Consider the following 24,424-nt stretch of genomic DNA (forward strand, 5'->3'; position numbering starts at 1 on the left):
TCCCCGTTTCAGTATCCTGAATTCTCACTTGTCAGGTTGTCGAGCATCGTATGCGAATGCTTTTGCAGCGGTTTTTCCGCAGGCCCTTCAATCACTTCACCGGTGCAGGAAAAACGGGAGCCGTGACAGGGACAGTCCCATGTCCGGTCTCCGTGGTTCCATTCCACTTCGCACCCAAGATGCGTGCATGTGGTATCCACGATATATAGCTCCCCATTTTTATCCCTGTAAGCTCCTTTACGTTGTCCATCCGCCATAAACACGGCAGCGTCCCCCGATTCCAGCTCTTTCACGGAGGCGCGGGGCATCTCCAGTTTCCCTTTGATTAAATGTTTCGCCACGTCCATGTTTTCTTTGAAAAAGTGTTTTATGCTCGGATCGGCATGAAATCTTGCCGGAGTATAGAGTTCACTGTATGGGTTTTCCTTTTTCAGTACAAGATCTTTCAAAAGAAGCGCCGCACAGGTGCTGTTGGTCATACCCCATTTGTTGAATCCGGTCGCGATATACACGTCGGGGCGGGAGGTCGTCACTTCGCCGATGTAAGGTACCTTATCCATCGTCGTTAAATCCTGGGCGGACCAGCGGTACAGAATTTCTGCTTTATCAAAAAGGGATCCGGCGAATTGCTGGAGGGCCCGGTAATGCTCAAGGGTGTTTCGGCCCTGCCCGCTTTTATGATTTTCGCCGCCGATCAACACCATTTCCTGTCCGTTCATCGAGGCAGAGCGAAGCGAGCGTACGGGACTTCCGGCGCTGAGATACATGCCGCCGGGATAAGGGCTGCCGGTCTGGACAGCGAGGACGTAGGAGCGGTCCGCGTGCATCCGGCCGGAATAAAAACCGGTTCCTTCATAAAAAGGGAAATGGGAGCAGCAGACAACAGAATCCACGGTCACCCGGCAGTCATTTTCGGTCCGTACAGATTCCTTGTGTTTTTCACGGGCAATGTTAACGGCCGTCGTATCTTCGTATATCCGGCCTCCGTGTTTTACAATGTCCTGTATGAGATGCTTCACGTACTGTAAAGGATGAAACCGGGCCTGCTCGGGCATGGAGAGAGCGCTTTTCACCTGTAATGGAAGCGGGATGGTGTCTAACGTATCCACAGGGATATGAAGCGTTTGGCAGGCTTCGTATTCTTTTTTGAGCCGGCGGGCGTCCTGATCCGATTCAGCATACAGATACGCCGTTTCTGTATGAAAATCACAGGATATCTGCTGCTTTTCCATGTTCTGCTTTATAAACTGCAGGGCCTCGTTTTGGGATTCATAGTACAGCCGTGCTTTTGTTTTTCCCATGTGATGGATCAGTTCGTCATAAATCAGACCGTGCTGGGCGGTGATTTTCGCGGTGGTATGTCCGGTTGTTCCGTTCAGCAGCCTGTCCGCTTCCAGAACGACAACGTCCAGACCTTCCTTCACTAAAAGAGAGGCGGTCGTCAACCCGGTTATTCCGCCTCCGACGACCACCACATCAGCTGCAGTGTCCTCTTCCAGTTTCCCGAAAGAAGGAATATCGATCGTTTCTCTCCAATAAGACTCAGTATGTTCGGGCAGTTGCGTGGACATATCTTATTCCTCCCGTTTCTGTACTGTGTTTAGTTTGGCAGGAATAAGCGTCTTTTATGCCACCGGCCGGATGTTTTAACCAATTAACAACCGGATACCGCCGAATACCGTCAACATCATGATAATGATACGAAAAGCCTGCTGCGGAATAAGCGGAAGGAACTTAATTCCAAGATACGTTCCGATAAGAATAGGCGGCACGAGCCAAAGGTTAAAAGTGAGTGACTCTACCGTGATAAGTCCAAGTGCCGCATACATAGGCACTTTAATAAGATTCACGGATATGAAGAACCACGCGCCTGTCCCGATGAATTCCTGTTTCGGGAGGGCCAGTGCCAGCAGGAATATTGCCATCACAGGGCCGGATGCGTTGCCAATCATAGTGGTAAACCCGGCGAGTGTCCCCATGACCGCGATAAACCAGGTGGACTGTGGTATTTTCTCCGCCCACGAGGTCTTCTGCCTGTCTCCGTACAGCTGCAGACTGATCAAGAGGAGAATCAAAATACCGAGTACAATTTCAATCGGACGACTCGCCTGTACATAAAACAGCATAACGAATCCCGCACCGAGTCCTCCGAGCACCCATGGGAATATGGAGAATAATGTCCTCCAGTTGACACTTCGTCTGTAATACAAAATCGCTACCACATCCGCGGTAATCAGCATCGGCAGAACGATGCCGAGCGATTCCCGAGCCGGAAAGATGGAAGCCATTAGCGCCACGACAAAAATCCCCATTGTCGGAAGACCCGTTTTGGAAACGCCGATAAATAGGGCGCAGATGATAACAATCGCGAGTTCAACGGTACTTAAATCAAACATATGTATCCTCCTTCAAACATCCATTGTACTACTGCAGCAAGAGAGCGGAAAGCAAAATGAAGAAACAGGAACGAAAAGATATGTTAAAACCCTCTCCATTATTGGAATATTTAAAATCTGTTGTTTCGCTGTCATCCTGCACCGGGTACATAAGCATAGACTTTCAAAACAAGGAGGCTGCACATAATGAGTAACGACCGCAGGCACGGCAATCGCAAAGATGAGCAGCTTGAACACTACCGGACAAATGATCAGGGCAAAAAGATGACGACCAATCAGGGACAGAAAGTATCCGAAGACGAATTTTCGCTGAAAGCCGGTGAACGCGGACCGACACTGATGGAAGACTTTCATTTCCGTGAGAAGATGACGCATTTTGATCATGAGCGGATTCCGGAGCGGATTGTTCACGCCCGCGGTTACGCAGCTCACGGTGAATTTCATGTCTATGATGACTCCATGAAAGCCTATACGAAAGCCGCTTTCCTGACGAATCCGGAAAAATCAACGCCGGTATTTGTCCGTTTTTCCACCGTTCAGGGTTCAAAAGGATCGCCGGATACGGTCCGGGACGTACGGGGATTTGCGACGAAATTTTACACGGATGAGGGAAACTTTGATCTTGTAGGGAATAACATTCCGATTTTTTTCATACAGGATGCGATGAAATTTCCGGATCTCATTCATGCGGTAAAACCGGAACCGCATAACGAAATGCCGCAGGGTGGATCGGCGCACGATACATTCTGGGATTTTGTTGCGAACAACCAGGAAGCGGCGCACATGTCAATATGGGCTATGTCGGACCGTGGTATTCCGCGAAGTTTCCGGATGATGGAAGGTTTTGGCATCCACACGTTTCGTCTGGTCAATGAAAAAGGGCAGGCCCACTTCGTGAAATTCCATTGGAAGCCCAAACTAGGGGTCCATTCGCTCGTATGGGACGAAGCACAGAAGCTTTCCGGAAAAGATATAGACTTCCATCGCCGGGACTTGTATGAAGCGATTGAAAACGGCGATTATCCGGAATGGGAACTTGGTTTTCAGATTATCCGGGAAGATCAGGAATTTGATTTCGATTTTGATATTCTGGATCCGACAAAAGTGTGGCCGGAAGAAGAAGTGCCGGTACAGATCGTCGGCAAATTAACACTGAACCGGAACGTCGATAACGTATTTGCCGAAACCGAACAGGCAGCTTTTCATCCCGGGCACGTAGTATCGGGTATCGATTTCTCCAATGACCCATTGCTGCAGGGAAGACTTTTCTCCTATACAGATACCCAGATTTCAAGACTTGGCGGGCCGAACTTTCACGAACTGCCGATCAATCGTCCGGTCTGTCCGTTTCATAACAACCAGCGGGATGGTATGCACCGTTCGACGATAAACAACGGGCAGGTGAGCTACCACAAAAACTCTCTCGCCGACAACACACCGGAACCGGCAAGTGAAGAAGAAGGAGGGTACGTTCACTATCAGGAAAAAGTGGAAGGACATAAGATAAGAGCTCGGAGCGAAAGCTTTAAAGATCATTTCTCCCAGGCCGTATTATTCTGGAACAGTATGAGTGATGTCGAGAAAGAACACATCATTGACGGATACAGCTTCGAACTGGGAAAATGTGAAAACGTGTCCGTGCAAAAACAGGTGGTGGACATGCTTCGTCAGATCTCCCTTGACCTCGCACAGCCGGTCGCTGAAAACCTTGGTATCCATCCTCCGGTGGAAGGCGGAGCAGGCACAGGCATCACCAAGTCCTCTCCGGCATTGAGCCAGCAGCACACTTCCTTTAAGGCTGAAACCCGCAAAGTCGGCGTCATCGTCGGAGAAGGATTTAATGGAAGCGAAGTCAACGCGGTGATCGCAGATATGAGAAAAGCGGGTATTCATCCGGAAGTGATCAGCAGTACATTCGGAACCTGTAAAGCGGCCGACGGCCCTGAACTTGAAGTACAGCATACCTTCCTGACGGCGGATTCGCTGTTGTTTGATGCGCTGTACTGCGCCGGCGGCCAAAACACAGATGAAGCGTTCCGGAAGAAAGCCAAAGATTTCATCGATGAGACATTCTTCCACTGTAAACCAATCGGCGCCACCCACGAAGGAACGTCCTGGATAAAAGAAGCCGGCATCGACACCGCACCCGGTGTTATAACAGGGGAAGATATAGATTCTTTCTCCTCGGCCTTTATTGAAGCCGTTGCTTCCCACCGCTTCTGGGACAGACAGGTCATTTAACCATAAGTGAATGGAAGAGAACACCATCCCAATCGGTGGTGTTCTTTTTTGTCAAAAATGTGATATGCTGAAATTATCATGATGATAGCAGATGCTAGCATATTAATAGCAAGAATCGACAAAGAAGGGTGTATCAAATGGAGGAACAGAAAAGAATCCAGCTTAACGTCCGTGTGGCACAAGATACAGCAGATAAATTGGATGAGCTGACGGCATATTATCAGAAACACACCAAATACGGAAAAGTCTACAAAGGAGATGTCTTAACAGACATCATTGATAAGTCGTATGACATCATGGAAAAGCAGGTGTCTATGGAAAAACGATACCAATAATAATGATACCTTTTATTGCGAGCTGTAATATTGATACCGCTTATGGGAGATCGACGTTTCATTATGTTGTGTAACTGGCGAGGTGTATTTCTGCAGCCAGCTTCCCTGCGTCCGCAAATGCTGCGATCGTTGATACAACTGTCGGCTGTCCGCCCTCGTGACGACATTCGTTCTATAAGCACTCTGCTGGCTCCCCGGCTGCCGGAGTTCATTCAGTACACGAATGATTTCTTCCGCTCCCGTTATGCCGATGCCGTGACCAAAAAAAAGATCATCCATCAGTAAGACAGCATTTTCTCCCCGCCACTGCGGCGAATCCGTATCAAAATCAGGATTATTGAAATAAACGACATCTCCTGGAATGAGATAGGTGGAACGTACAGATGTCAGGCCCAGATCTTCATCTATATGCCAGCTGTATAAATAAAGATTCGGGAACAACTGGTTAAAGGCATGACGTCCAATCGTCCGCAGCGCAGCATAGTAGAACACGATAATCACCGCTGTCGCACATTCAAACCCGTACGATTCTCCGTTTTTGTAAATATCCTCAAGAGCCCATGCAGGAGTGACACCATACCCCAGACGCAGTCCTCCTGCATTTGTCACTGTCCAGTACGCGGGATTGGCATGTGTACCGGCGAACACCTCAAATGACGCTCCACTTTGATAAAGCGCCCGCGCTGCTTCTACCACGTGTTTACGAAAAAGTATATCAAAACGTAATTGCTCTGGAGAGTCATAAGCATGACGTGCCGGATCATCCTTCAGCCTTTCTAAGATCTGTTGTTCTACATCACCGGTCATCCATCCTGAGGGCGGGTTAAACAAAGTCCCGGAAATTAACAGCAACCACGTTTCCCCCTTCTCATTTATACGAATTTATAGAATATATGAAATGTCTTCTTTACATATGTTCCAGTCATACATATAAAAAACAGGGACCACTTTCACGAAGTGACCCCAAGACTTTTATTCTTTATTTGGAAGGAAACACAGGCAGCTTTTCCAGGAAAACAATGTCGTTCAGCTGATCTGCATTCCCTTCGGCCAGTATGGCTGCTTTCGTTTTCACCCTTGCTCCTGCTTGATGGACGAGGGTTTCCAGTGCCTGTAATGACTCTCCCGTACTGATTACATCATCAATTAACGCGGCCCGTTTCCCTTTGAGAAATGCCGCATCCATTTCATCAAGAACGAGCTGCTGTTCTTTCTGAGTCGTGATGGACGCAGCGGAGCTGATTAGCGGGGTCGTCATATAGGGTTTTACACTTTTTCTTGCTACGACGTACCGGCTCATTCCAAGTTGCTTGGAAAGTTCATGGACAAAGGGGATACCCTTAGCCTCCGCAGTAACCAGTACATCCACCTCAGGAAGCTGCTGTGCAAGGAGCGGCGCCGCGGCTGTAACCATTTCCGTATCTCCCAAAATAACAAAACTTGCAATGCTCACCTCAGGCGAAACCTGCATTACAGGAAGTTCCCTCGTTAACCCTGCCACTTGCAGTGTATACGTAGACATATAATCACCTCCCTAAAAGCCGAATATTTCGATTAAAAACTCTATAATGATTCCAGCCGCCATCCCAAGAAATGGGTCGGTCAACGCAGTAACGACCATTGTCATTCCACCAACAACGCCGGTTCCGGCTCCTTCTCCGGCCAGTGCCGCTGCTGCGTTTGAAGGAAGAGTTACAATGGCTCCGAGAACAAATAAAAACCCGGCAATAGAAGCACTGGGGACGTATTTCCCGATTTTCGGAAGCCATCCGGCAAACAAAATAACCGCCATCAATGCCATCATAAGCACCCCGGACCATACGGCGTGGGGCGCACTTGCCGTAGCAGAGATGACAACTTCTACCGGAGCCCCTCCGAACAGAGAGGAAGCCATGTCCGCAAGACTGCTGATGATAGTCAGTGTATCGATATCAACATCCATGCCGGCAATGTCCTGGTTAATCCGGCCAAACGCAATGTTAGCCCCAATGTTCAGACAAACCATAGCCATTGCACCGCGCAGAATCATGGGACTGATCAGGATTTTCTGCATGTTAAATCCTTCATTTTGAACAGCTTCTTCCTGGTTTACGTTAGAGTTTCTTTTCTGCAGGTTGGAGATAATACTCGCCAGAATGACAGAAACGGTAATCGTATATACTAAATCCTGCAGCGCCATGTAAACGAGCAGGGCACTGACGAAGGAGACGGTACCGACAAGGCGATCGTTTTTGGCCATGTCCCAGGCCACCTTGGAAAGCATAATCCCGACGCCTGCCATCATACCACTTGTAATCACCGGGCCGATCCAATTGATCAACCATTCCAGTACGCCCAGCAGTCCAATCACAAGCAGAATAGCAGCTCCTATAAAAATCATGGACAGCCTTTCCCGCATGCTGCGTCCCATCGTCCCGGCAACTGTAATTGTTTCAGCCTGATAGGAAATGACAGCAGCATTGCCGGCGGCGGCACTTCCGGCGGCTCCTACGATAAACGCAAGGGCGGTCGGAATCGACGCAAATCCAAATGCCAAAGCGAGCAGTCCCTGAGGAAGTGCGTTCAAAACACCGCTGAGAGCAGCCAGAATATCTTTGAATATCTCCAGCATATTCACCTTTCCTTTCCTCCGCAAAAATGTTCGGTTTTTACGGAATTTTTTTTAAAATAAATAGATAAAAGTACGTCATTTGACAAAGTAACACATTTTCATTGTTTCGACAATATTTGCAGAAGGAAGGATGATATTGTTTCCACATTATCCTTGAAAAAGACATAGCGTTTTATTATAATATACTTAATTAAAGATATTTTAATTTGAAATATTATTGAAGGCGATGGTAGAATGAGTCACCCTGAAAACAGCTATGATTCCGCTCTGAAAACGATGGTTGTGCTGTCAAAGGCTTATCATTCCATAGAAAAGACACTCTCGCAGGATATGAAAAATCATGGACTGAACCCTAATGCTTTTGCGGTGCTTGAACTGTTGTATCATAAGGGCAGTCAGCCAATTCAACACATTGGGAAGCGTATTCTGATAACGAGTGGGAGCATGACCTATGTTATTGATAAACTGGAAAAACAGGGGCTTCTGACGAGGGAGCGCTGCCCGGAAGACCGGCGTGTGATTTATGCTGTGATTACAGAGGAAGGACAAACACTGATGGACCGCATTTTTCCAAAACACGCGGCACGCATTCAGGACTTGTTTTCTGTTTTATCCGATGAAGAGAAGGAGCAGCTTATCCCCATGCTGAAAAAACTGGGTATCGCTGCGGAAGATTACTCTGCATAGGAGGTGGTACGATACGTACTACACTGGGTAAAAGGTGAGCATGACATCATGATTCAATCGAGGAGGACTGGAAGATTAACCATGGGCTTATTTGATATGTTTAAAACAAAAAGGAGCGATGAAACAATGACAGCAGTTAACATAGCAATTGTGTATTACAGTTCCACAGGTACCAACTATAGAATGGCCAAATGGGCTGAAGAAGCGGCCAAAGAAGCAGGCGCGAACGTTTATGTTGCGCGCACAGCCGAACTTGCCCCGCAGGCGGCTATTGAATCCAACCCGGCCTGGAAAGCGCATCTGGAAGAAACAAAAGACATCCCGGAAGCGAAGCCGGAAGACCTTGACTGGGCTGATGCCATTCTGTTCAGCATGCCGACCCGTTTTGGTAACGTGCCTGGACAGATGAAGCAGTTTCTTGATCAGACAGGCGGACTCTGGGGAGAAGGCAAGCTTGTCAATAAGGTTGTCAGCGGCATGAGTTCTGCCATGAACGACCACGGCGGACAGGAAGCCACGGTGAAAAGTCTTTACACTACGATGATGCACTGGGGCGCAATCATCGCAGCACCTGGTTACAGTGACCCTATCACATTCAGCACCGGTGGCAATCCGTACGGCACATCCGTCACTGTTGACGGAGAAGGCCAGATGAAAATGGACATTGAGCCGGCTGTAAAACACCAGACGAAGAGAACCATCCAGGTGGCATCCTGGGTGAAAAACGGACAGGAACAATAAACGTCTGACATGCCGGACCACCGCTTTCCATGGAGGAAGCGGTGGTTTTTTTATGCATACACAACATAAGCTTTGTCACTTATTAAAATTTTTTATAAGTCTATTTATAACTTTAAATAGGAGGGATTACGGCAATGGGCGAAATCCAACTTGACAGATAGGGATAATAAATATAGCATGAACACTAATCCATAGACTGATATGTTTTGTATGCTCTTTAAAATGCAGTATTTTCCCTTTCATATATACATAGTGGAAGAAAAACTGGATTCCCTATCAATCCTTTGTGAGGTGTATAATCATTGGACCTTCAAGTGACCAACAGTCCATTCAATCAAGATCAGATTGATCTTTTAAACCGTTTGCTACCGACACTTACAGAACAGCAGAAGATCTGGCTGAGCGGTTATATTGCGGCTGCACCCGCCGCTGTATCTGCTGAAGCTCAAGCGGTGCAGGCACCTGCTGCACCGCTTGAGCTCGAGTCCCAGCCGCAGGTGCCCGAAGTCTCAAAAGATGTAACCATTCTTTTCGGTTCCCAGACCGGAAACGGCCAGGGTATTGCTGAAGAACTTTCCGGTAAGCTCGAAGCCAAAGACTTCAATGTCATCATGTCTGCCATGGATCAGTTTAAAACCAATGCGCTGAAAAAGGTGGAAAATCTATTCATTATTGTCAGCACACACGGTGAAGGCGATCCACCAGACAACGCGATTTCGTTCCATGAATTTCTGCACGGACGGAAAGCGCCGAAACTCGAGAACGTCCATTATTCCGTTCTTGCACTCGGTGACACATCATATGAGCATTTCTGTCAGACCGGCAGGGAATTTGATAAACGACTGGAGGAACTTGGCGGAGACCGGTTGTATGACCGCGTCGAGTGTGATGTCGATTTTGATGAAGATGCTGCAGAATGGGTCGAAAATGTCGTGGAGGCCTTAAGTAAAGAAGTGGAACAAAGCGCAGCAGGGGCCCCCCACGCACAGCCACAGCCTGTCGGAGCCGGTGCTCCAGCTCCGGCCGAATCAAAACCGGCCCATTCCAGAACCAATCCTTTTCAGGCCGAACTGCTTGAAAACATCAATTTGAGCGGCAGAGGATCCAATAAAGAAACAAGACACCTGGAATTGTCACTCGAAGACTCCGGTCTCGAATTTGCTCCCGGTGACAGTGTCGGAATCTATCCTGAGAATGAACCGGAACTGGTGGATAAATTAATGGATGAAATGAGCTGGGACCCGGATGAACTTGTGGTTATTAACAAAAAGGGAGACACCAAAACCGTCCGGGATGCCTTGACAGGCACCTACGAGATCACCGTTCTCACGAAACCTCTGCTGGAAAAAGCAGCCCCGCTTTCAGACAATGAACGACTGCACGAACTGGTGAAGGAAGGAAACGAAGAGGCAGTGCGTGAGTATATTTACGGCAGGGATTTAATCGATCTCGGCCGCGATTTTTCACCATGGAATGTACCGGTCAGTGAATTTCTTCCTATTCTGCGTAAAATTCCGCCGCGCCTGTATTCCATCGCGAGCAGCAGCGAAGCCAATCCGGAAGAAGTTCATCTGACCATTGGCACCGTGCGGTATGATGCCCACGGCCGGGCGCGAACAGGAGTATGCTCCGGACAGTGCGCAGAACGGGCCGAAATCGGGGAGAAACTTCCTGTCTTTATCCAGAAAAATCCGAACTTTAAGCTCCCGGAGGACACGGACACACCGATTATTATGATCGGACCAGGAACCGGGGCTGCGCCGTTCCGCGCCTTTCTTGAAGAACGGGAGGAACAGGAAGCAGAGGGGAAAACGTGGTTCTTCTTTGGTGAGCAGCATTTTTCAACGGACTTTCTGTATCAGGTGGAATGGCAGCGCTGGCTGAAAGACGGTGTATTAACGAAGATGGATGTCGCCTTTTCCCGCGATACAGAACAGAAAGTGTATGTCCAGCACCGCATGCTCGAAAAGAGCCGCGATTTCTACGACTGGCTGATGGAAGGCGCCATTGTTTACGTGTGCGGAGATGAAGAATATATGGCAAGTGATGTTCATGAGGCGATGAAAACCATTCTGCAGCAGGAAGGCGGCATGAGTGAAGAAGACGCGGACGCCTACCTTGAAGACCTGCAGCAGCAGAAACGCTATCAGCGTGATGTGTATTAAACAGAGAGGGAAGGAGAACAATGATGGAAAATAAACCAACTACTCCGGCCAAGTACGGCCCGCCCAGTGACAACGAACGAATCAAACGGGAAAGCAATTACCTTCGGGGAACAATCGAAGAATCTTTGGCTGATCCTCTCACAGCTGATATATCGGCAGACGACGCCCAGTTAACGAAGTTCCACGGCAGTTACATGCAGGATGACCGCGACCTTCGAAACGAGCGGCGCAGGCAGAAGCTCGAGCCGTCCTATTCCTTTATGGTCCGGGTGCGGCTTCCGGGAGGAACAGCCACACCCGAGCAGTGGCTGACGATGGACCGGATTGCACATGAATACGGCAACGGGACCCTGCGTTTAACGACGCGCCAGACGTTTCAAATGCACGGGATTCTGAAATGGAACATGAAAAAAAATATGCAGGCTATGAATGAAGCCATGCTCGACACGATCGCCGCCTGCGGAGATGTGAACCGGAATGTGATGGCAGCGCCGAACCCATATGAATCCGAGATTCACGAAGAAGTACAGGAAGCGGCTAAAAACATCAGTGAGCATCTTCTCCCACAGACGAAGGCGTACCATGAAATCTGGCTGAATGAAGAAAAAGTGGCGGACAGCTCGGAGGAAGTGGAGCCTCTATATAAAGACGTGTACCTGCCGCGAAAATTTAAAATCGGCATTGCCGTGCCGCCGTCCAACGATATCGATGTGTTTTCACAGGATATCGGCCTGATTGCGATCGTGGAGAACAATATCCTGCAAGGTTTTAATATCGCTGTCGGAGGCGGTCTTGGCATGACACACGGAGAAACAGACACCTACCCGCAACTCGGCCGGGTGATTGGGTTCTGCCCGGTGGACCATATCGTGGAAGCGGTCGAAAAACTGCTTACAATCCAGCGGGATTACGGCAACCGCTCCAACCGCAAAAACGCCCGCTTTAAATACACGATAGACACCCACGGACTCGATTGGTTGAAAAACGAGTTAAAAGAACGTCTCGGATGGGATCTTGAAGAGGAACGTGCGTATCACTTTGATTCAAACGGGGACCGCTACGGCTGGATGAAAGGAAGCAATAACCGCTGGCACCTGACCCTTTTTATTGAAAACGGCCGTATCAAAGACACGGAAGATTATCAGCTCATGACAGCCCTTCGCGAAATCGCCAAGGTGCATACCGGTGAATTCCGTCTTAGTCCAAACCAGAATCTTATCATCGGGAACGTAACGAGCCAGAAGAAGAAAAAAATCAATGAACTCGTCGAGCAGTACGGTCTATCCGACGGAGAGAGAGACTCAGCTCTGCGCAGAAACGCCATGGCCTGTGTGGCATTCCCGACATGCGGGCTTGCCATGGCCGAATCCGAGCGGTATCTGCCATCCCTTCTTGAAAAACTGGAAGGGACGATGGACGAAGCCGGGCTCAGAGATAATGAAATCACCATCCGCATGACCGGCTGTCCGAACGGCTGCGCGCGCTCCACCCTTGGAGAAATCGGCTTTATCGGGAAAGGTCCCGGCAAATATAATTTGTATCTCGGCGGTGGGTTTGCCGGAGAACGCCTGAATAAACTGTACCGGGAAAATATCGGTGAAGAAGAAATACTAAGCATTCTCCAGCCAATGCTTCAAGAATATGCCAGAGAACGACTGGAAGGCGAACCGTTCGGCGATTACGTCATCCGTGCCGCATACGTTGACGCTGTGCACGACGGACGTGAGTTTCATGCATCATCTTAAAAACATGGACCAATGCAGGGTTCCAAATGGAGCCCTGTTTTTTTGTATAAGAGATCATAAAACGAAAGAACCTAAAACACAAAGGAGGCATCAACATGACAAGAGGACAGTCACGAAATAACCAGCACAAACCAAAAGATAAATTGTCCCAGACCCCTGAGAAAGATATTCAGCAGGACGGAATGGATATGGAATTTTCGAAAGATATCTCTGATCTGGAGGACAAAGAAGCTCAATCAAGGTCCCGTGCTGCCGATAAGCGCGCTCGCGAGCATGATCACTCGTAAGGCTGTTCCCAAAGCGGCAGGTACCGTTCATGGGAATATAAGGCATGATAATCCCGTACCAGCCTGTTCAAACTACGAATGTGGGGACCGATTCCCCATGCTTCACTTCGAAGAAAAAGGGGAATAAAAGGATGAATAACTTTCGCTGGAATGTTCCTTTCATGCAGATGGGCCGCCGCAGAGGCTTTATGGGATGGAACAATCGAAGAAACAGTAACTGGGGAAGATGGAGTATGTTCATGACATTACTCGGAGCAGGCGCCGGGGCTGCTTGGTTCGGTTTGAGCCGGCAGGACCAGACAGAAAGAGAGAACCCGGTGCGGGAACAATTTTCAGACATTCCAGACCGTACAGAAACAGCCTTTGCCCGTGAATTTCTGACAGATGATTCAGAGTAATGGGCAGCGGTCGTAAAGAGATCAGGATGCATTCCTGGTCTCTTTTGTTTACCATCATTATATTATGTTAACAAAAGGGGATGACAAGCAGGTATAAGAATGAAAAAGGAAAACATACTAACCTTTAGGAAGGAGGGGCAGACAGTGAAAAATACGTCAACCGGTTCGGTTTTTTATATAACCATCGGCATTCTCGTGCTGGCGGTGATTCTTGGTGCTGTTGCACCTCATATCCTTGAGAATGCAACCGCAGCGGCTCAGGCTTTTATTTCGGAACGCTTCGGCTGGTATTACCTGATTGTGGTTTCTCTTTTTGTTCTCGTATGCCTGTTTATTATCGTGAGTCCATATGGGCGGATAAAACTTGGTAAGCCTGATGATAAGCCGGATTATAATATAGTTACATGGTTTGCCATGTTATTCAGTGCAGGAATGGGAATTGGTCTTGTGTTCTGGGGAGCAGCAGAGCCTATACATCATTATGCGGTAAATTCTCCCACAGCCGATGTCAAAACACCAGCAGCCATTAAAGAAGCCATGCGGTTTACTTATTTTCACTGGGGGATTCATGCATGGGCCATTTATGCGATTATCGCGTTATGCCTCGCTTATTTTAAATTCAGACGCGATGCGAGCGGCACCGTAAGCTCATCGCTCAGCACCCTCATGAATACAGACGGCGCTGCGGGGAAAACGATTGACATTATCGCTGTGACCGCAACGGTTTCAGGTGTCGCCACAACTCTCGGTTTTGGAGCCGTACAGATAAATGGCGGATTATCATTCACCACCGCTCTTCAATCCGGATTTTGGATTCAGTTTGCAATTATTGCTGTTGTCACTGTTTTGTTTCTGCTGTCGGCCTCGACCGGGCTGAATAAAGGGATACGCATATTAAGCAACACCAACTTGGTTCTTGCTCTGCTGTTATTTGTTTTTGTTCTTATCGCCGGACCTACCTTGTATATGCTGAATTTGTTCACGAATACACTCGGAGAATATATTCAAAAACTCCCGGCGATGAGTTTCCGGATTGCTCCTCTCACACAGAGTAACAGGGAATGGATCAACAACTGGACGATTTTTTACTGGGCGTGGTGGATTGCGTGGTCGCCCTTTGTGGGGACATTTATTGCGCGTGTATCCAAAGGAAGAACGCTTCGTCAGTTCACCGCCGGGGTGCTGCTCATTCCGCCTCTTGTCAGTTTTTTATGGTTTTCGGTATTCGGAGGTGCCTCGATATTACTCGAATCAGAAGGCATTGCAGCCATTTCCGAATTGTCAACGGAAGAAGCGTTATTCGGTGTTTTCGAACATTACCCTCTCGGTCTCGTGATGTCTATACTGGCCATCTGCCTCATCAGTGTCTTTTTTATTACATCGGCAGACTCCGCTACCTTTGTATTGGGGATGCAGACCTCTAATGGAACGATGAACCCCGCCGTCAAAGTGAAATTCACCTGGGGTATTATGCTGTCAGCAACAGCTGTCATTCTGCTTTATTCCGGAGGCCTGCAGGCGCTCGAGAATACAATGATCGTTGCCGCCTTTCCCTTTTCCATTATTATGGTGATGATGGTGCTCGCGTTATTTAAGGCATTAAAAGAAGAAAAACCCGGACTGAAGGCCGAAAAAAGCAAAAATAAGCAAGGAGGGTAACGAATGAAAGGGGATCTCTCTTATGGCAAGGATCATACATTTATTCCTGCGTTCTCGGTGAAAAGCGGAAATACGATTTCCGTGCTCGATGATATTTGGTGTTATACGAATCAGATAGTAAACGTTATATTTATTGGAACTCCCGAAACCGGCTTTGTTATGGTCGATGCTGGAATGCCTTATTCCAGCGGCAGCCTTTTGAAAGCAGCAGCTTCCATCTTTGGAGAGGGGAGAAAACCAGAAGCAATCATTCTTACCCATGGACATTTTGATCATACCGGATCCATTATTGAATTAATCAAACACTGGAATATCCCTGTGTATGCTCACGAGCGGGAGATCCCTTATCTTAACGGAGAAGAAAACTATCCAGAACCAGACTCCTCTGTCGAAGGGGGAATGATTGCAAAAATTTCTCCGTTTTTTCCCCATAAAGGAGTAAATATCAGAGAACATGTCCGTGCTCTACCCGAAAACGGCAGCGTTCCGTATCTGCCGGAGTTTCGATGGGTTCATACCCCGGGGCACACTCCCGGACACATTTCATTGTTCCGGGACCGCGATCAGACCCTTATCGCAGGAGATGCCTTTGTGACAGTAAAACAAGACGAATTGTATCAAGTCTTCACGCAAAAAATCGAAATGAACGGCCCGCCGAGATATTTAACAACGGATTGGGAAGCAGCCGCGAATTCAGTGAAAAAACTGGCGGAATTACATCCGAAAACAGCAATTACCGGCCACGGGAGACCTGTAGAAGGAAGGGTACTGGAAGAAGGGTTGCCTTCTCTTATGCAGACGTTTCCTTCCTCAGCTGTTCCGGATTACGGCAAGTTCGTACAAGAATAATAATCATGAAAATCCTTTTCTTCTTACAACAGAGGTGAAGAAAGAGACGTGGAGGAACAAGATGGAAGATAAAAAATGGGACTTGTTAGCACTGGCTTCCATTCCTTTAATGATGACGCTGGGAAATTCAATGTTTATCCCGGTCCTTCCGCTCATTGAACATGAAATCAATATTACTTCGTTTCAATCCAGTTTAATCATATCGGTGTATTCTATTACAGCCATTCTTTGTATTCCAGTATCGGGGTACCTTTCGGATAAATGGGGGCGGAAAAAAATAATGGTTCCAAGTCTGCTGATGGTTGCTGCAGGAGGGGCAGTGTCTGCTTTTGCTTCCTGGCAGCTGGACCAGCCTTATCTGCTTATTCTGCTTGGGCGGATAGTGCAGGGAGTTGGTTCAGCCGGCGCGTTCCCGGTCGTTTTACCTACTGTGGGAGATATGTTCAAACAAGAGGAACAGGTAAGCCGCGGTCTGGGAATAATTGAAACAGCGAATACGCTCGGAAAAGTATTAAGTCCTATTATCGGAGCACTTCTGGCTGTGCTGGTATGGTATATGCCTTTTATGTCTGTGCCGGTGCTTTCCATGATCTCGGTGTTTCTCGTTTGGTTTCTGGTAAAAGTTCCCCGAACGAAGCAGAAAGAGGATAAATCCTTCTCCGTTTTTCTCACAGGAATTAAGAAAACCTTTCTTTTTAACGGTCGCTGGCTGTGTACCGTTTTTTTCATCGGCGGCATATTGATGTTCGTTTTATTTGGCGTGCTGTTTCATTTATCTTCTCTTTTGGAAGACCAATATCACTTAAAAGGGTATATTAAAGGCCTATTGTTAGCCGTTCCGCTCCTTTTCCTATGCTCAACTTCCTATTTAAGTGGAAAACTGATTGGGGAAAACAGACAGAAAATGAGAGGGTTTATCCTTATCGGCGCTGCTCTTACGACCGTTTCCTTAGTTTTTGTAAGAGAAGACATGACCTTACTATGGCTGCTGACGCTGTTATCGTCTGCCAGTATCGGAATTGGATTGGCTTTGCCTTGTCTTGATGCACTTATTACGGAAGGGATTGAAAAAGAAGAAAGAGGCCTGGTTACTTCCTTTTACAGCAGTATGCGGTTTGCTGGAGTAGCTGCCGGACCTCCAATTACCGCCTTACTGATGAAACATCAATCTTCTGTCATTTATTTTGTTTTAGCCACGGCTTCTCTTCTTATCATCGCCGCCGCGTTTGTCGGAATCAGGCCTTCAAAAACTTCTCAATCTCCATGATGGGGGGGAGCGGCCGCTCCTCTTCTTAAAAGGTTCTTAAGAACAGCAGATCGCATGAAGAATGTGAGACTCACTTCTTATTTCTACTGCTGCAGCCAAATTCATGTTTATAAACAAAGGAAAAAGGGGGATGGGATAGCGAAGGAGGTTGATGATATGAAAAAAGTCATTTCTGCAGGGTGGGCTGTTTTATTTTTCATTGTTTTTGTTCCACAGATTGAAGCACAGGAAGATTTACTGCAGCAAGGGGAGAAAGGTCCTGCAGTAACGAAACTGCAGCAGTCTTTAATTTACATGGAATACTTACATACCAATCCCACCGGCTATTACGGTCCCTTAACAAACAACGCAGTACAGAAATTTCAAAGCGACTTTGGTCTGGCTGTCGATGGGAAAGCCGGGGAGAATACTCTGCAAAAATTAGATGAAGTAAATAAGCTGGCCCGGATCGTCCACGGGGAAGCCAGAGGAGAAACATTTAAAGGACAGGTAGCGGTGGCTGCTGTGGTTCATAACCGGATTCAATCCTCTGAATTTCCAGGAACGGTAGAAGGAGTAATAACAGAAAAAAATGCGTTCACAGCTGTTCAGGATGGCCAGTATAATTTAGAACCCGACCGCACCGCTTATCGTGCCGTGAAGGAAGCTTGGAACGGCTATGATCCATCCAAGGGTTCGCATTACTATTACAACCCCGTGCTGGCCACGTCCGATTGGATTTGGACCCGGACCAAAAACCTGCAAATTGGAAAGCATGTATTTGCTGATTAACACTGGGATACAGGAAATAACGGAAATACTTCCCTGCTGTGGCTCTTTTGAGAGCTGACTGTCAAGATATCCCGTACCACTTTAAAAGTGGTACGGGATAATTTTTGGAATGAAGATAACATTCCAATAACAGCAATCCCTTCGTCTGCTTTGAAAAGGATTACCAGAGTTTTTTCATTTCTCTTCGTTCATGGATTGCTTCATGTTTTCAATATTTTCTCTGCGATGCTCATTCTTTTCATTAATGTTCCGCTTTTCTTCTTTACTCAACGCTTTTCCGTGTTCTTCCGCAAATTCTTCTGTTGCGTGCAGATTTTCTTCTGTTTCTGTTATGTTATTTTCCACTGTTTCTTTTCTTCCGGCAGAGTGTTTTGATTCAGCCACTAGTCTTTCCCTCCTTTATATTTACTCGTAGTATGTGAACATACAGAGCAGCTATATACCATATAAGAAGAAAAAAAGAATCGTACGAGCTTCCAGTTATGAATACAATCTAACTAAACACTGTGTAAAGTAGGAGATGCTCCAATGAGTGTATTTTTTAGTTACATTTTATTAGGGGTAACGCTGGCTGCTCCAATTGGACCGGTAAATGCAGCTCAATTAGACAAAGGGATTAAAAACGGGTTCTGGCATGCCTGGGTTGTCGGAGTAGGGGCGATGATCGCCGACGCGTTGTACATGCTTCTCGTTTATCTAGGTGTCGTTCATTTTTTAGAAGTACCTATGGTAAAAACCTTTCTTTGGCTATTTGGATTCTTTATTTTGGTGTATATCGGAGTGGAAAGCTTAAAAGGGGAAAGCGGAGCAATAACGGTTACGTCCCGACGCAGCAGTCCACCCCTCATCCGTTCTTTTGGATCTGGTTTTTTTATGTGTTTATGCAACCCACTATCCATCGTTTTCTGGCTCGGAATTTACGGTTCCATTGTGGCAAAAACATCCGCTCATCATAGCAGTGAACAACTGTTGCTGTACAGCGCTGCTATCTTTATCGGCGTATCCTTATGGGATATCACAATGGCAGGAATTGCCAGCGGTTTTCGGAAATATTTATCGGAACGTATGCTCGCTTTGATTTCGACCGCCTCGGGCATATGCTTGATTTTATTCGGTATTTATTTTGGCTGGGAAGGAGTAACAGCCGTGCTGGAATTCCGCAGTCATTAAAAAGGGGAGGGAGATTGACGGGACCAGACTCTTTTCATGATTATTACCACTACGGCAAGAATGATAAGAAACCCCAGGCTGACAAAAAAACCAGGTCGGCTGGATGTATCCAGCAGCGTGCCGGTGACTGCGCAAAGGATGAGAGCAAGTCCGCCGAAACGCTGAATATGGCTGAACCCTTTTATGACCACCAAGCGGTTTGCATACAGCAGAATGAAAAACCAGTTGTACAGGAGCATCAACCCTGCGGCGGTGGTCATGTATTCGTATATTTTTTCAGGCAGAAGAAGAGAAAAAAAGATGGAAACAAGCATCCCGGCGACAGTCAACCCTAGGGCAGGCAGATGAAGATCTATAATATTCTGTCCCTTTTTTTGAAAGAAGGAGGGGGCATCACCATCCTCTGCAAGGGTAACGAGCATGCTCGTTACTGCAAACAGGGAGGCAGCCATAGTAGAAAAACCGGCTATGATTAACGCGCCGTTAAATACATCTGCAACATACGGAAAATCATACTGATTCAGCGCAGTAACAAATGGGCTTTCATCGGCATGGAACGATTTCGATGAAGTTAAAAGCAGAGCCATCCCCAGGGACATGATATAAATAGAAGTAATAACAGCCAGCATAACTTTTCCGGATTTAGGGGCTTCTTTTTTTTCGTTCAACCGGGTTGCCATCATACTCATAATTTCAATACCTCCAAACGCGTAAAAGGCATAAATCAAAGAAGCCCAGAGACCTTTTCCTCCATGCGGGATAAATTGCTGCCCTGTTTGAGGAAAAAAAAGCGGGTCGCGAGCACTGTGAAGTGAGCTGAATATCGCAATCGCAGCCACAACAATAAACATGAGAATAGCTGCAATTTTTACCACTCCAAAGATATTTTCAATCCGGTCAAATCCTTTCGCTCCCGTTAGGACGACAAGGATTCCAAGGAGAGAGTAACCGGCGGCGAATATCCATAATGGAACACCAGGAAACCAGTATCTCGAGAAAATAGATACAGCTGTCATTTGACTTCCCAGGATCAGCATTTCCGCTCCCCAATACACCCATCCTGAACTGAATCCCGCCCAGCGCCCATAAGCTTTTCTTGCATATGTATGAAAAGCTCCCTTTTGCGGATCCTTTCTCATCAGTTCCGCCAGAAAATGATACACGGAATACGTTCCAAAGCCAGCCAGCGCAAAACTAATAAGGACTGCCTGTCCTGCCATGGATATAGCCAGACCTGCTCCTAGAAAAAAACCTGTTCCGATCGTACAGCCCACACCAATCAGCGACAGTTGCCACCATGTCAGGCTGCTGTTTTCTTTTTTCTTCATTGGCATGTTTCCTCCTTACCCATCCACTGATATTAGTATTGATGTTTTGTTATTGTTTTTACACATAAATTTTCTGTTTTAGATTCAATCTAGTGAAAGAACGACATTCATTCTTCGTCTTGAAGCTGATGTAAAAGGTGGTTGTATGCTTTCTTTTATTGGATCCCTGCTTTTTTTATTTTTTACAGCGATTGTGGTTGTCCGATTTATGGGAAAAACAGCACTTGCTCAATTCACCCCGCATGATTTTACAGCCATATTTTTCATCATTGCTATGGCGATGAACCCAATTGATGCTGACAGCATAGGAAAAGCCCTTATTGGTATTCTACTCATCATCACCCTTCATCTTTCTTTTGCGAGGTTGAGTTTATACAACCACCTCAACCGTTTTCTTATCGGGGAGCCTGCGATATTGATCAAGCACGGGAAGCTGGACCGGCGGAATTTAAAAAAAAGCCGGTTCTCGCTGGCAGAACTATTGTCGAGTGTCAGGAGCCAGGGATACAGCGATGTGACAACTATTCAATACGCGATTCTGGAACCAAACGGGGCCATCAGTGTACTGCCAAAGCCGGAGATGATGCCGGCAACGAAAGAAGACATGAGTATAGAACCTGATTACCAGGGTTTTCCTATGGCGCTTATCGTCGAGGGAGATATACAGCACGAACATCTGAAAATGATTGAAAAAGATGAAGTGTGGTTAAAACATGCTGTGAAAAAGGCTGGATTCACCGGTGTACGGGCTGTGTTTTTTGCAGTTGTGAAAGATACGGATCATTCATTAATTATTGATGACGGACACGGGACCATCCGGAGTGTATAAGAACACTGAAAACAACGATTTTACATTCATTAAAGACACACATCCCCGGGACAACAGCATAGTATGCAGAAACGAACAAAGGAGGGCCAGGTATGTATCACTACATGCATCTGTATCCATATTATGCAGCTTCCCCAGTGAGGCCGTCGTATGACGCTATTCGTGAAGAAAGGGCGTATCCGGGTGAACAAGGGATGTGGCGTGACTACGGGACTTATCCGTATGTTTTGAATATCAATGAAGCTACAAAGCAAAACCAAACATTCCGTACGACATTATGGACGGGAGATCATCTGCAGGTGACAGTCATGAGCATTCCACCGGGAAGTGATATCGGTCTGGAAGTGCATCCGGATGTCGATCAGTTTTTAAGAATCGAAGAAGGGGAAGGCCTGGTGCGGATGGGGGACACAGAAGATCATGTCTTTTTCCAGCGGAGAGTGTTTGATGATGATGCAGTCATGGTGCCGGCGGGAACGTGGCATAACTTGATTAACACCGGAAATATGCCATTAAAACTCTATACCATTTATGCTCCGCCAGAACATCCATACGGAACCATTCATATGACAAAAGAAGATGCCATGGCATCCGAAGAATAGCATGTGATTCAATTTGAAAACAGCTTTCAAAAGTCTTTGTACGTTGAAGGAATAGTGATGACATTGGAACCACTGGTAACACAATAATTAAGCTAAATTGTAAACACAATTGCTTCAAAAGAAAATTGAAGCAATTGTGTTTACAAAATGAGAAATTGAAGTAATTCTATTGACAATATAAACATTTTATACATAAATTTGAATGAAAATACAAAGATTCAGAGTAAGCCCTTCTTCCATTAGAGATCAGAAATTAATAAGAATCCCTTTAAACTAAATGGAGCAGATTACATAAAGAATTTAGAAAGATAATGTATTAATCCAGCCTACTTGAAAAAAGAATTTTTTAAAGCGGTGGAATATAAAAGATATGATGCCGATGTAAAAATAAAGGAGAAAATAATTTATAATTGAGTTGTACCATTATTGAAAACAAGGAAAAATAATGATTTACAGAGGAAATAATTTTTAAAAGATCCTTAAATAGAACGACACTATTGTATTAAATGTTGCGATTTATGAATTGATTATAACAAACGTATTTTGACCAGGGTTGTTCAAAATTTAAAGTTAGACAATTTTTTATTTAAACGTCTCCGAAAGGACTTATCAATATGTATATTAAGAATATTAAAATCTGGAACTTCAGGAAATTCGGTGGAGAAATTGATGGAAAGCCAGGGTTGAATTTGAATTTTCATGAAAAATTTAATTTACTAATAGGAGAAAATGATTCTGGAAAAAGTGCGATAATAGATGCCATTCACTTAACAATAGGTACGTTAAGTGCTGAAAATAATCGGATAACGGATGAAGATTTTCATATTAATAATGATGGAAAATTATCAGAAGAAATAAAAATCGAATGTAAGTTTACATATCTAACTGAAAAAGAAGCCGGGGTTTTTTTAGAATGGTTGACATTCGATGAGGATAACGAATATGAATTAATTGTCCGTCTAAGTGCGAAAAAGATTAAAAATGAATTAATTGGTGAACGAATTGAAAGATCTGTAAAAGCAGGAGCATTAGATTTTCAATCTAGGTTAGAAGGCGATGCTGCAGAAATTCTCAAATCAACATATCTAAAACCACTTCGTGATGCAAAGAGTGAATTGAGGCCTGGATATAAATCAAGATTGGCTCAAATTCTTAAAAATTACTCAGCTTTTAAAGTATCAAACAATGAATCACATACATTAGAAAAGATAGTAAACAATACAAATCAAGAAATCGAGGAATATTTCGAAAATTCTATCGGTGATAAAACCATAATTGGTGAGATATCGAAATATTTGGATGCTTTTTTTAATATCCCTGCTGAAGGTGATACATATAAACCTAAATTTGAAGTAACTCCAGCTAAATTAAATGATATCTTAAGAAAACTAAGCTTGGAGTTAGACGATAACGTATCAGGATTAGGTAGCTCAAATTTACTTTTCATAGCTGCAGAACTTTTATTATTAAATGATGGAGAGAAGATCGGTCCCAATATAACTTTAATTGAAGAGATAGAAGCCCATCTACATCCACAAGCTCAATTAAGATTAATCAAATACTTACAACGAACCATGGATGAAGGTGGCGACATTAACGGCCAATTCATATTGTCGACTCACAGTACCACGCTAGCTGCTTCAACTGCTTTAGAACATATAATATTACTTCATGATAATAACGCTTATCCTATGGGATCAATGTATACAAGCTTAGAAAAAGAAGATTATGAGTTTCTTGAACGTTTTTTAGATGCCACAAAATCAAATTTATTCTTTGCCCGAGGAGTTTTATTAGTTGAAGGAGATGCAGAGAATTTATTACTACCAGCATTAGCGGAGATAATTGGAAGACCGTTACATAATTATGGTGTATCTATAGTAAACATTGGTAACACGGCTTTTAAAAGATATGCAAAAATATTTTCTAGATCACAAGCGTGGTTAGATGAGGGAAATCCTTCTTTACGTTTACCAGTGTCTGTAATAACAGATGTTGATGTAAGACCAATTGAATATTACATAGATAAAGATATGAGTTTAGAAAGATTTATATTAGACGAGGATGAACTGCAGGAAGTAGCTAAATTGTGTATAGACATTGAAGTAGAAGATTTGCAAGAGCACATAGGAGAAGTTTTCACTTCATTCAATAGATTTCAATCAGTATTAGAAATGTACGGTGGTAGAATAAGAGAAGGTGAAGAGGATTGTGTAAAATGTATAATTAAAAAAACTCTTAATAAAGACACTAGTCTTGCAAATAGCTAACATATAATAACTATAATGAGAAATAATACTTTATTCTCGTGTTGAGTTTTCTTTAGTTCGTAGAAAGGGGATA

General features: G+C 45.5%; 23 protein-coding genes. 16 read left to right on the forward strand and 7 right to left on the reverse strand.

The genetic code is table 11. From position 1 onward, the window contains the following. Positions 1 to 8 precede the first annotated feature (8 nt). Positions 9 to 1,571 carry an FAD-dependent oxidoreductase gene (locus tag BM124_RS06330; protein WP_093336115.1) on the reverse strand — a complete coding sequence of 521 codons (1,563 nt, stop codon included), beginning with the start codon at positions 1,569 to 1,571 and terminating at the stop codon, positions 9 to 11. Positions 1,572 to 1,646: 75 nt separating this feature from the next. Continuing rightward, positions 1,647 to 2,396, reverse strand: a complete 750-nt coding sequence (locus BM124_RS06335; protein ID WP_093336116.1) for a sulfite exporter TauE/SafE family protein — start codon at positions 2,394 to 2,396, stop codon at positions 1,647 to 1,649. A gap of 186 nt (positions 2,397 to 2,582) precedes the next feature. On the opposite strand from BM124_RS06335, the gene BM124_RS06340 reads away from it, so the two are divergent. Together BM124_RS06340 and BM124_RS06345 are read left to right on the forward strand one after the other, a co-directional pair. After that, positions 2,583 to 4,637, forward strand: coding sequence for a catalase (locus tag BM124_RS06340; RefSeq protein ID WP_093336118.1), 2,055 nt, complete (start codon positions 2,583 to 2,585; stop codon positions 4,635 to 4,637). A gap of 137 nt (positions 4,638 to 4,774) precedes the next feature. Continuing rightward, complete coding sequence (locus BM124_RS06345) at positions 4,775 to 4,972, forward strand: hypothetical protein (RefSeq protein ID WP_093336119.1); 198 nt, start codon at positions 4,775 to 4,777, stop codon at positions 4,970 to 4,972. A 12-nt stretch (positions 4,973 to 4,984) separates the two neighbouring features. Here BM124_RS06345 and BM124_RS06350 read toward each other — a convergent pair whose 3' ends face one another. The 3 genes from BM124_RS06350 to BM124_RS06360 form a co-directional block, all read right to left on the reverse strand. Continuing rightward, positions 4,985 to 5,824 carry a protein-glutamine gamma-glutamyltransferase gene (locus BM124_RS06350; protein ID WP_244504253.1) on the reverse strand — a complete coding sequence of 280 codons (840 nt, stop codon included), beginning with the start codon at positions 5,822 to 5,824 and terminating at the stop codon, positions 4,985 to 4,987. A gap of 127 nt (positions 5,825 to 5,951) precedes the next feature. Further along, positions 5,952 to 6,494, reverse strand: a complete 543-nt coding sequence (locus BM124_RS06355; protein ID WP_093336121.1) for a phosphoribosyltransferase family protein — start codon at positions 6,492 to 6,494, stop codon at positions 5,952 to 5,954. Between the two features lie 12 nt (positions 6,495 to 6,506). Beyond that, positions 6,507 to 7,583, reverse strand: a complete 1,077-nt coding sequence (locus BM124_RS06360) for a solute carrier family 23 protein (protein WP_093336122.1) — start codon at positions 7,581 to 7,583, stop codon at positions 6,507 to 6,509. Positions 7,584 to 7,817: 234 nt separating this feature from the next. On the opposite strand from BM124_RS06360, the gene BM124_RS06365 reads away from it, so the two are divergent. The 10 genes from BM124_RS06365 (at position 7,818) to BM124_RS06410 (ending at position 18,152) form a co-directional block, all read left to right on the forward strand. After that, the gene (locus BM124_RS06365; RefSeq protein WP_093336123.1) at positions 7,818 to 8,270 is read left to right on the forward strand and encodes a MarR family winged helix-turn-helix transcriptional regulator; all 453 of its coding nucleotides are present in this window, start codon (positions 7,818 to 7,820) and stop codon (positions 8,268 to 8,270) included. Between the two features lie 126 nt (positions 8,271 to 8,396). After that, entirely contained in the window at positions 8,397 to 9,011 is a 615-nt protein-coding gene (gene wrbA, locus BM124_RS06370) for an NAD(P)H:quinone oxidoreductase (protein ID WP_093336168.1), read from the forward strand. A 302-nt stretch (positions 9,012 to 9,313) separates the two neighbouring features. Beyond that, complete coding sequence (locus tag BM124_RS06375; protein ID WP_093336125.1) at positions 9,314 to 11,176, forward strand: assimilatory sulfite reductase (NADPH) flavoprotein subunit; 1,863 nt, start codon at positions 9,314 to 9,316, stop codon at positions 11,174 to 11,176. A gap of 23 nt (positions 11,177 to 11,199) precedes the next feature. Then, positions 11,200 to 12,921 carry an assimilatory sulfite reductase (NADPH) hemoprotein subunit gene (gene cysI, locus BM124_RS06380; RefSeq protein ID WP_093336126.1) on the forward strand — a complete coding sequence of 574 codons (1,722 nt, stop codon included), beginning with the start codon at positions 11,200 to 11,202 and terminating at the stop codon, positions 12,919 to 12,921. A gap of 95 nt (positions 12,922 to 13,016) precedes the next feature. After that, positions 13,017 to 13,208 carry a YfhD family protein gene (locus tag BM124_RS06385; protein ID WP_093336128.1) on the forward strand — a complete coding sequence of 64 codons (192 nt, stop codon included), beginning with the start codon at positions 13,017 to 13,019 and terminating at the stop codon, positions 13,206 to 13,208. A gap of 131 nt (positions 13,209 to 13,339) precedes the next feature. Further along, complete coding sequence (locus BM124_RS06390; RefSeq protein WP_093336129.1) at positions 13,340 to 13,606, forward strand: hypothetical protein; 267 nt, start codon at positions 13,340 to 13,342, stop codon at positions 13,604 to 13,606. 144 nt (positions 13,607 to 13,750) lie between these two features. Then, a complete protein-coding gene (locus BM124_RS06395) occupies positions 13,751 to 15,265 on the forward strand; it encodes a BCCT family transporter (protein WP_244504254.1) in 1,515 nt (504 codons plus the stop codon). Positions 15,266 to 15,268: 3 nt separating this feature from the next. Beyond that, complete coding sequence (locus BM124_RS06400; protein WP_093336132.1) at positions 15,269 to 16,114, forward strand: MBL fold metallo-hydrolase; 846 nt, start codon at positions 15,269 to 15,271, stop codon at positions 16,112 to 16,114. A gap of 61 nt (positions 16,115 to 16,175) precedes the next feature. Next, on the forward strand, positions 16,176 to 17,381 hold the full coding sequence (locus tag BM124_RS06405; RefSeq protein WP_093336134.1) for an MFS transporter: 1,206 nt from the start codon (positions 16,176 to 16,178) through the stop codon (positions 17,379 to 17,381). 156 nt (positions 17,382 to 17,537) lie between these two features. Next, the gene (locus BM124_RS06410; RefSeq protein WP_093336135.1) at positions 17,538 to 18,152 is read left to right on the forward strand and encodes a cell wall hydrolase; all 615 of its coding nucleotides are present in this window, start codon (positions 17,538 to 17,540) and stop codon (positions 18,150 to 18,152) included. 174 nt (positions 18,153 to 18,326) lie between these two features. On the opposite strand, the gene BM124_RS06415 is transcribed toward BM124_RS06410, so the two are convergent. Continuing rightward, entirely contained in the window at positions 18,327 to 18,536 is a 210-nt protein-coding gene (locus BM124_RS06415) for a hypothetical protein (protein ID WP_093336137.1), read from the reverse strand. Positions 18,537 to 18,680: 144 nt separating this feature from the next. On the opposite strand from BM124_RS06415, the gene BM124_RS06420 reads away from it, so the two are divergent. After that, complete coding sequence (locus BM124_RS06420) at positions 18,681 to 19,322, forward strand: LysE family transporter (protein WP_093336138.1); 642 nt, start codon at positions 18,681 to 18,683, stop codon at positions 19,320 to 19,322. Here BM124_RS06420 and BM124_RS06425 read toward each other — a convergent pair. Next, entirely contained in the window at positions 19,319 to 20,650 is a 1,332-nt protein-coding gene (locus BM124_RS06425) for an amino acid permease (RefSeq protein ID WP_093336139.1), read from the reverse strand. The two genes, BM124_RS06420 and BM124_RS06425, sit on opposite strands and share 4 nt — an antisense overlap. Before the next feature lie 208 nt (positions 20,651 to 20,858). Here BM124_RS06425 and BM124_RS06430 point away from each other — a divergent pair, with 208 nt between their 5' ends. From BM124_RS06430 to BM124_RS06440, 3 genes are all read left to right on the forward strand, one after another. After that, positions 20,859 to 21,479: a DUF421 domain-containing protein gene (locus tag BM124_RS06430; RefSeq protein ID WP_212634940.1), complete on the forward strand. Its 621-nt coding sequence runs from the start codon at positions 20,859 to 20,861 to the stop codon at positions 21,477 to 21,479. A gap of 92 nt (positions 21,480 to 21,571) precedes the next feature. Continuing rightward, entirely contained in the window at positions 21,572 to 22,081 is a 510-nt protein-coding gene (locus BM124_RS06435) for a cupin domain-containing protein (RefSeq protein ID WP_093336142.1), read from the forward strand. 614 nt (positions 22,082 to 22,695) lie between these two features. After that, on the forward strand, positions 22,696 to 24,351 hold the full coding sequence (locus tag BM124_RS06440; RefSeq protein ID WP_093336143.1) for an ATP-dependent nuclease: 1,656 nt from the start codon (positions 22,696 to 22,698) through the stop codon (positions 24,349 to 24,351). Positions 24,352 to 24,424: the final 73 nt, after the last annotated feature.

Source organism: Salibacterium halotolerans (assembly GCF_900115625.1).
GTDB lineage: Bacteria > Bacillota > Bacilli > Bacillales > Marinococcaceae > Salibacterium > Salibacterium halotolerans.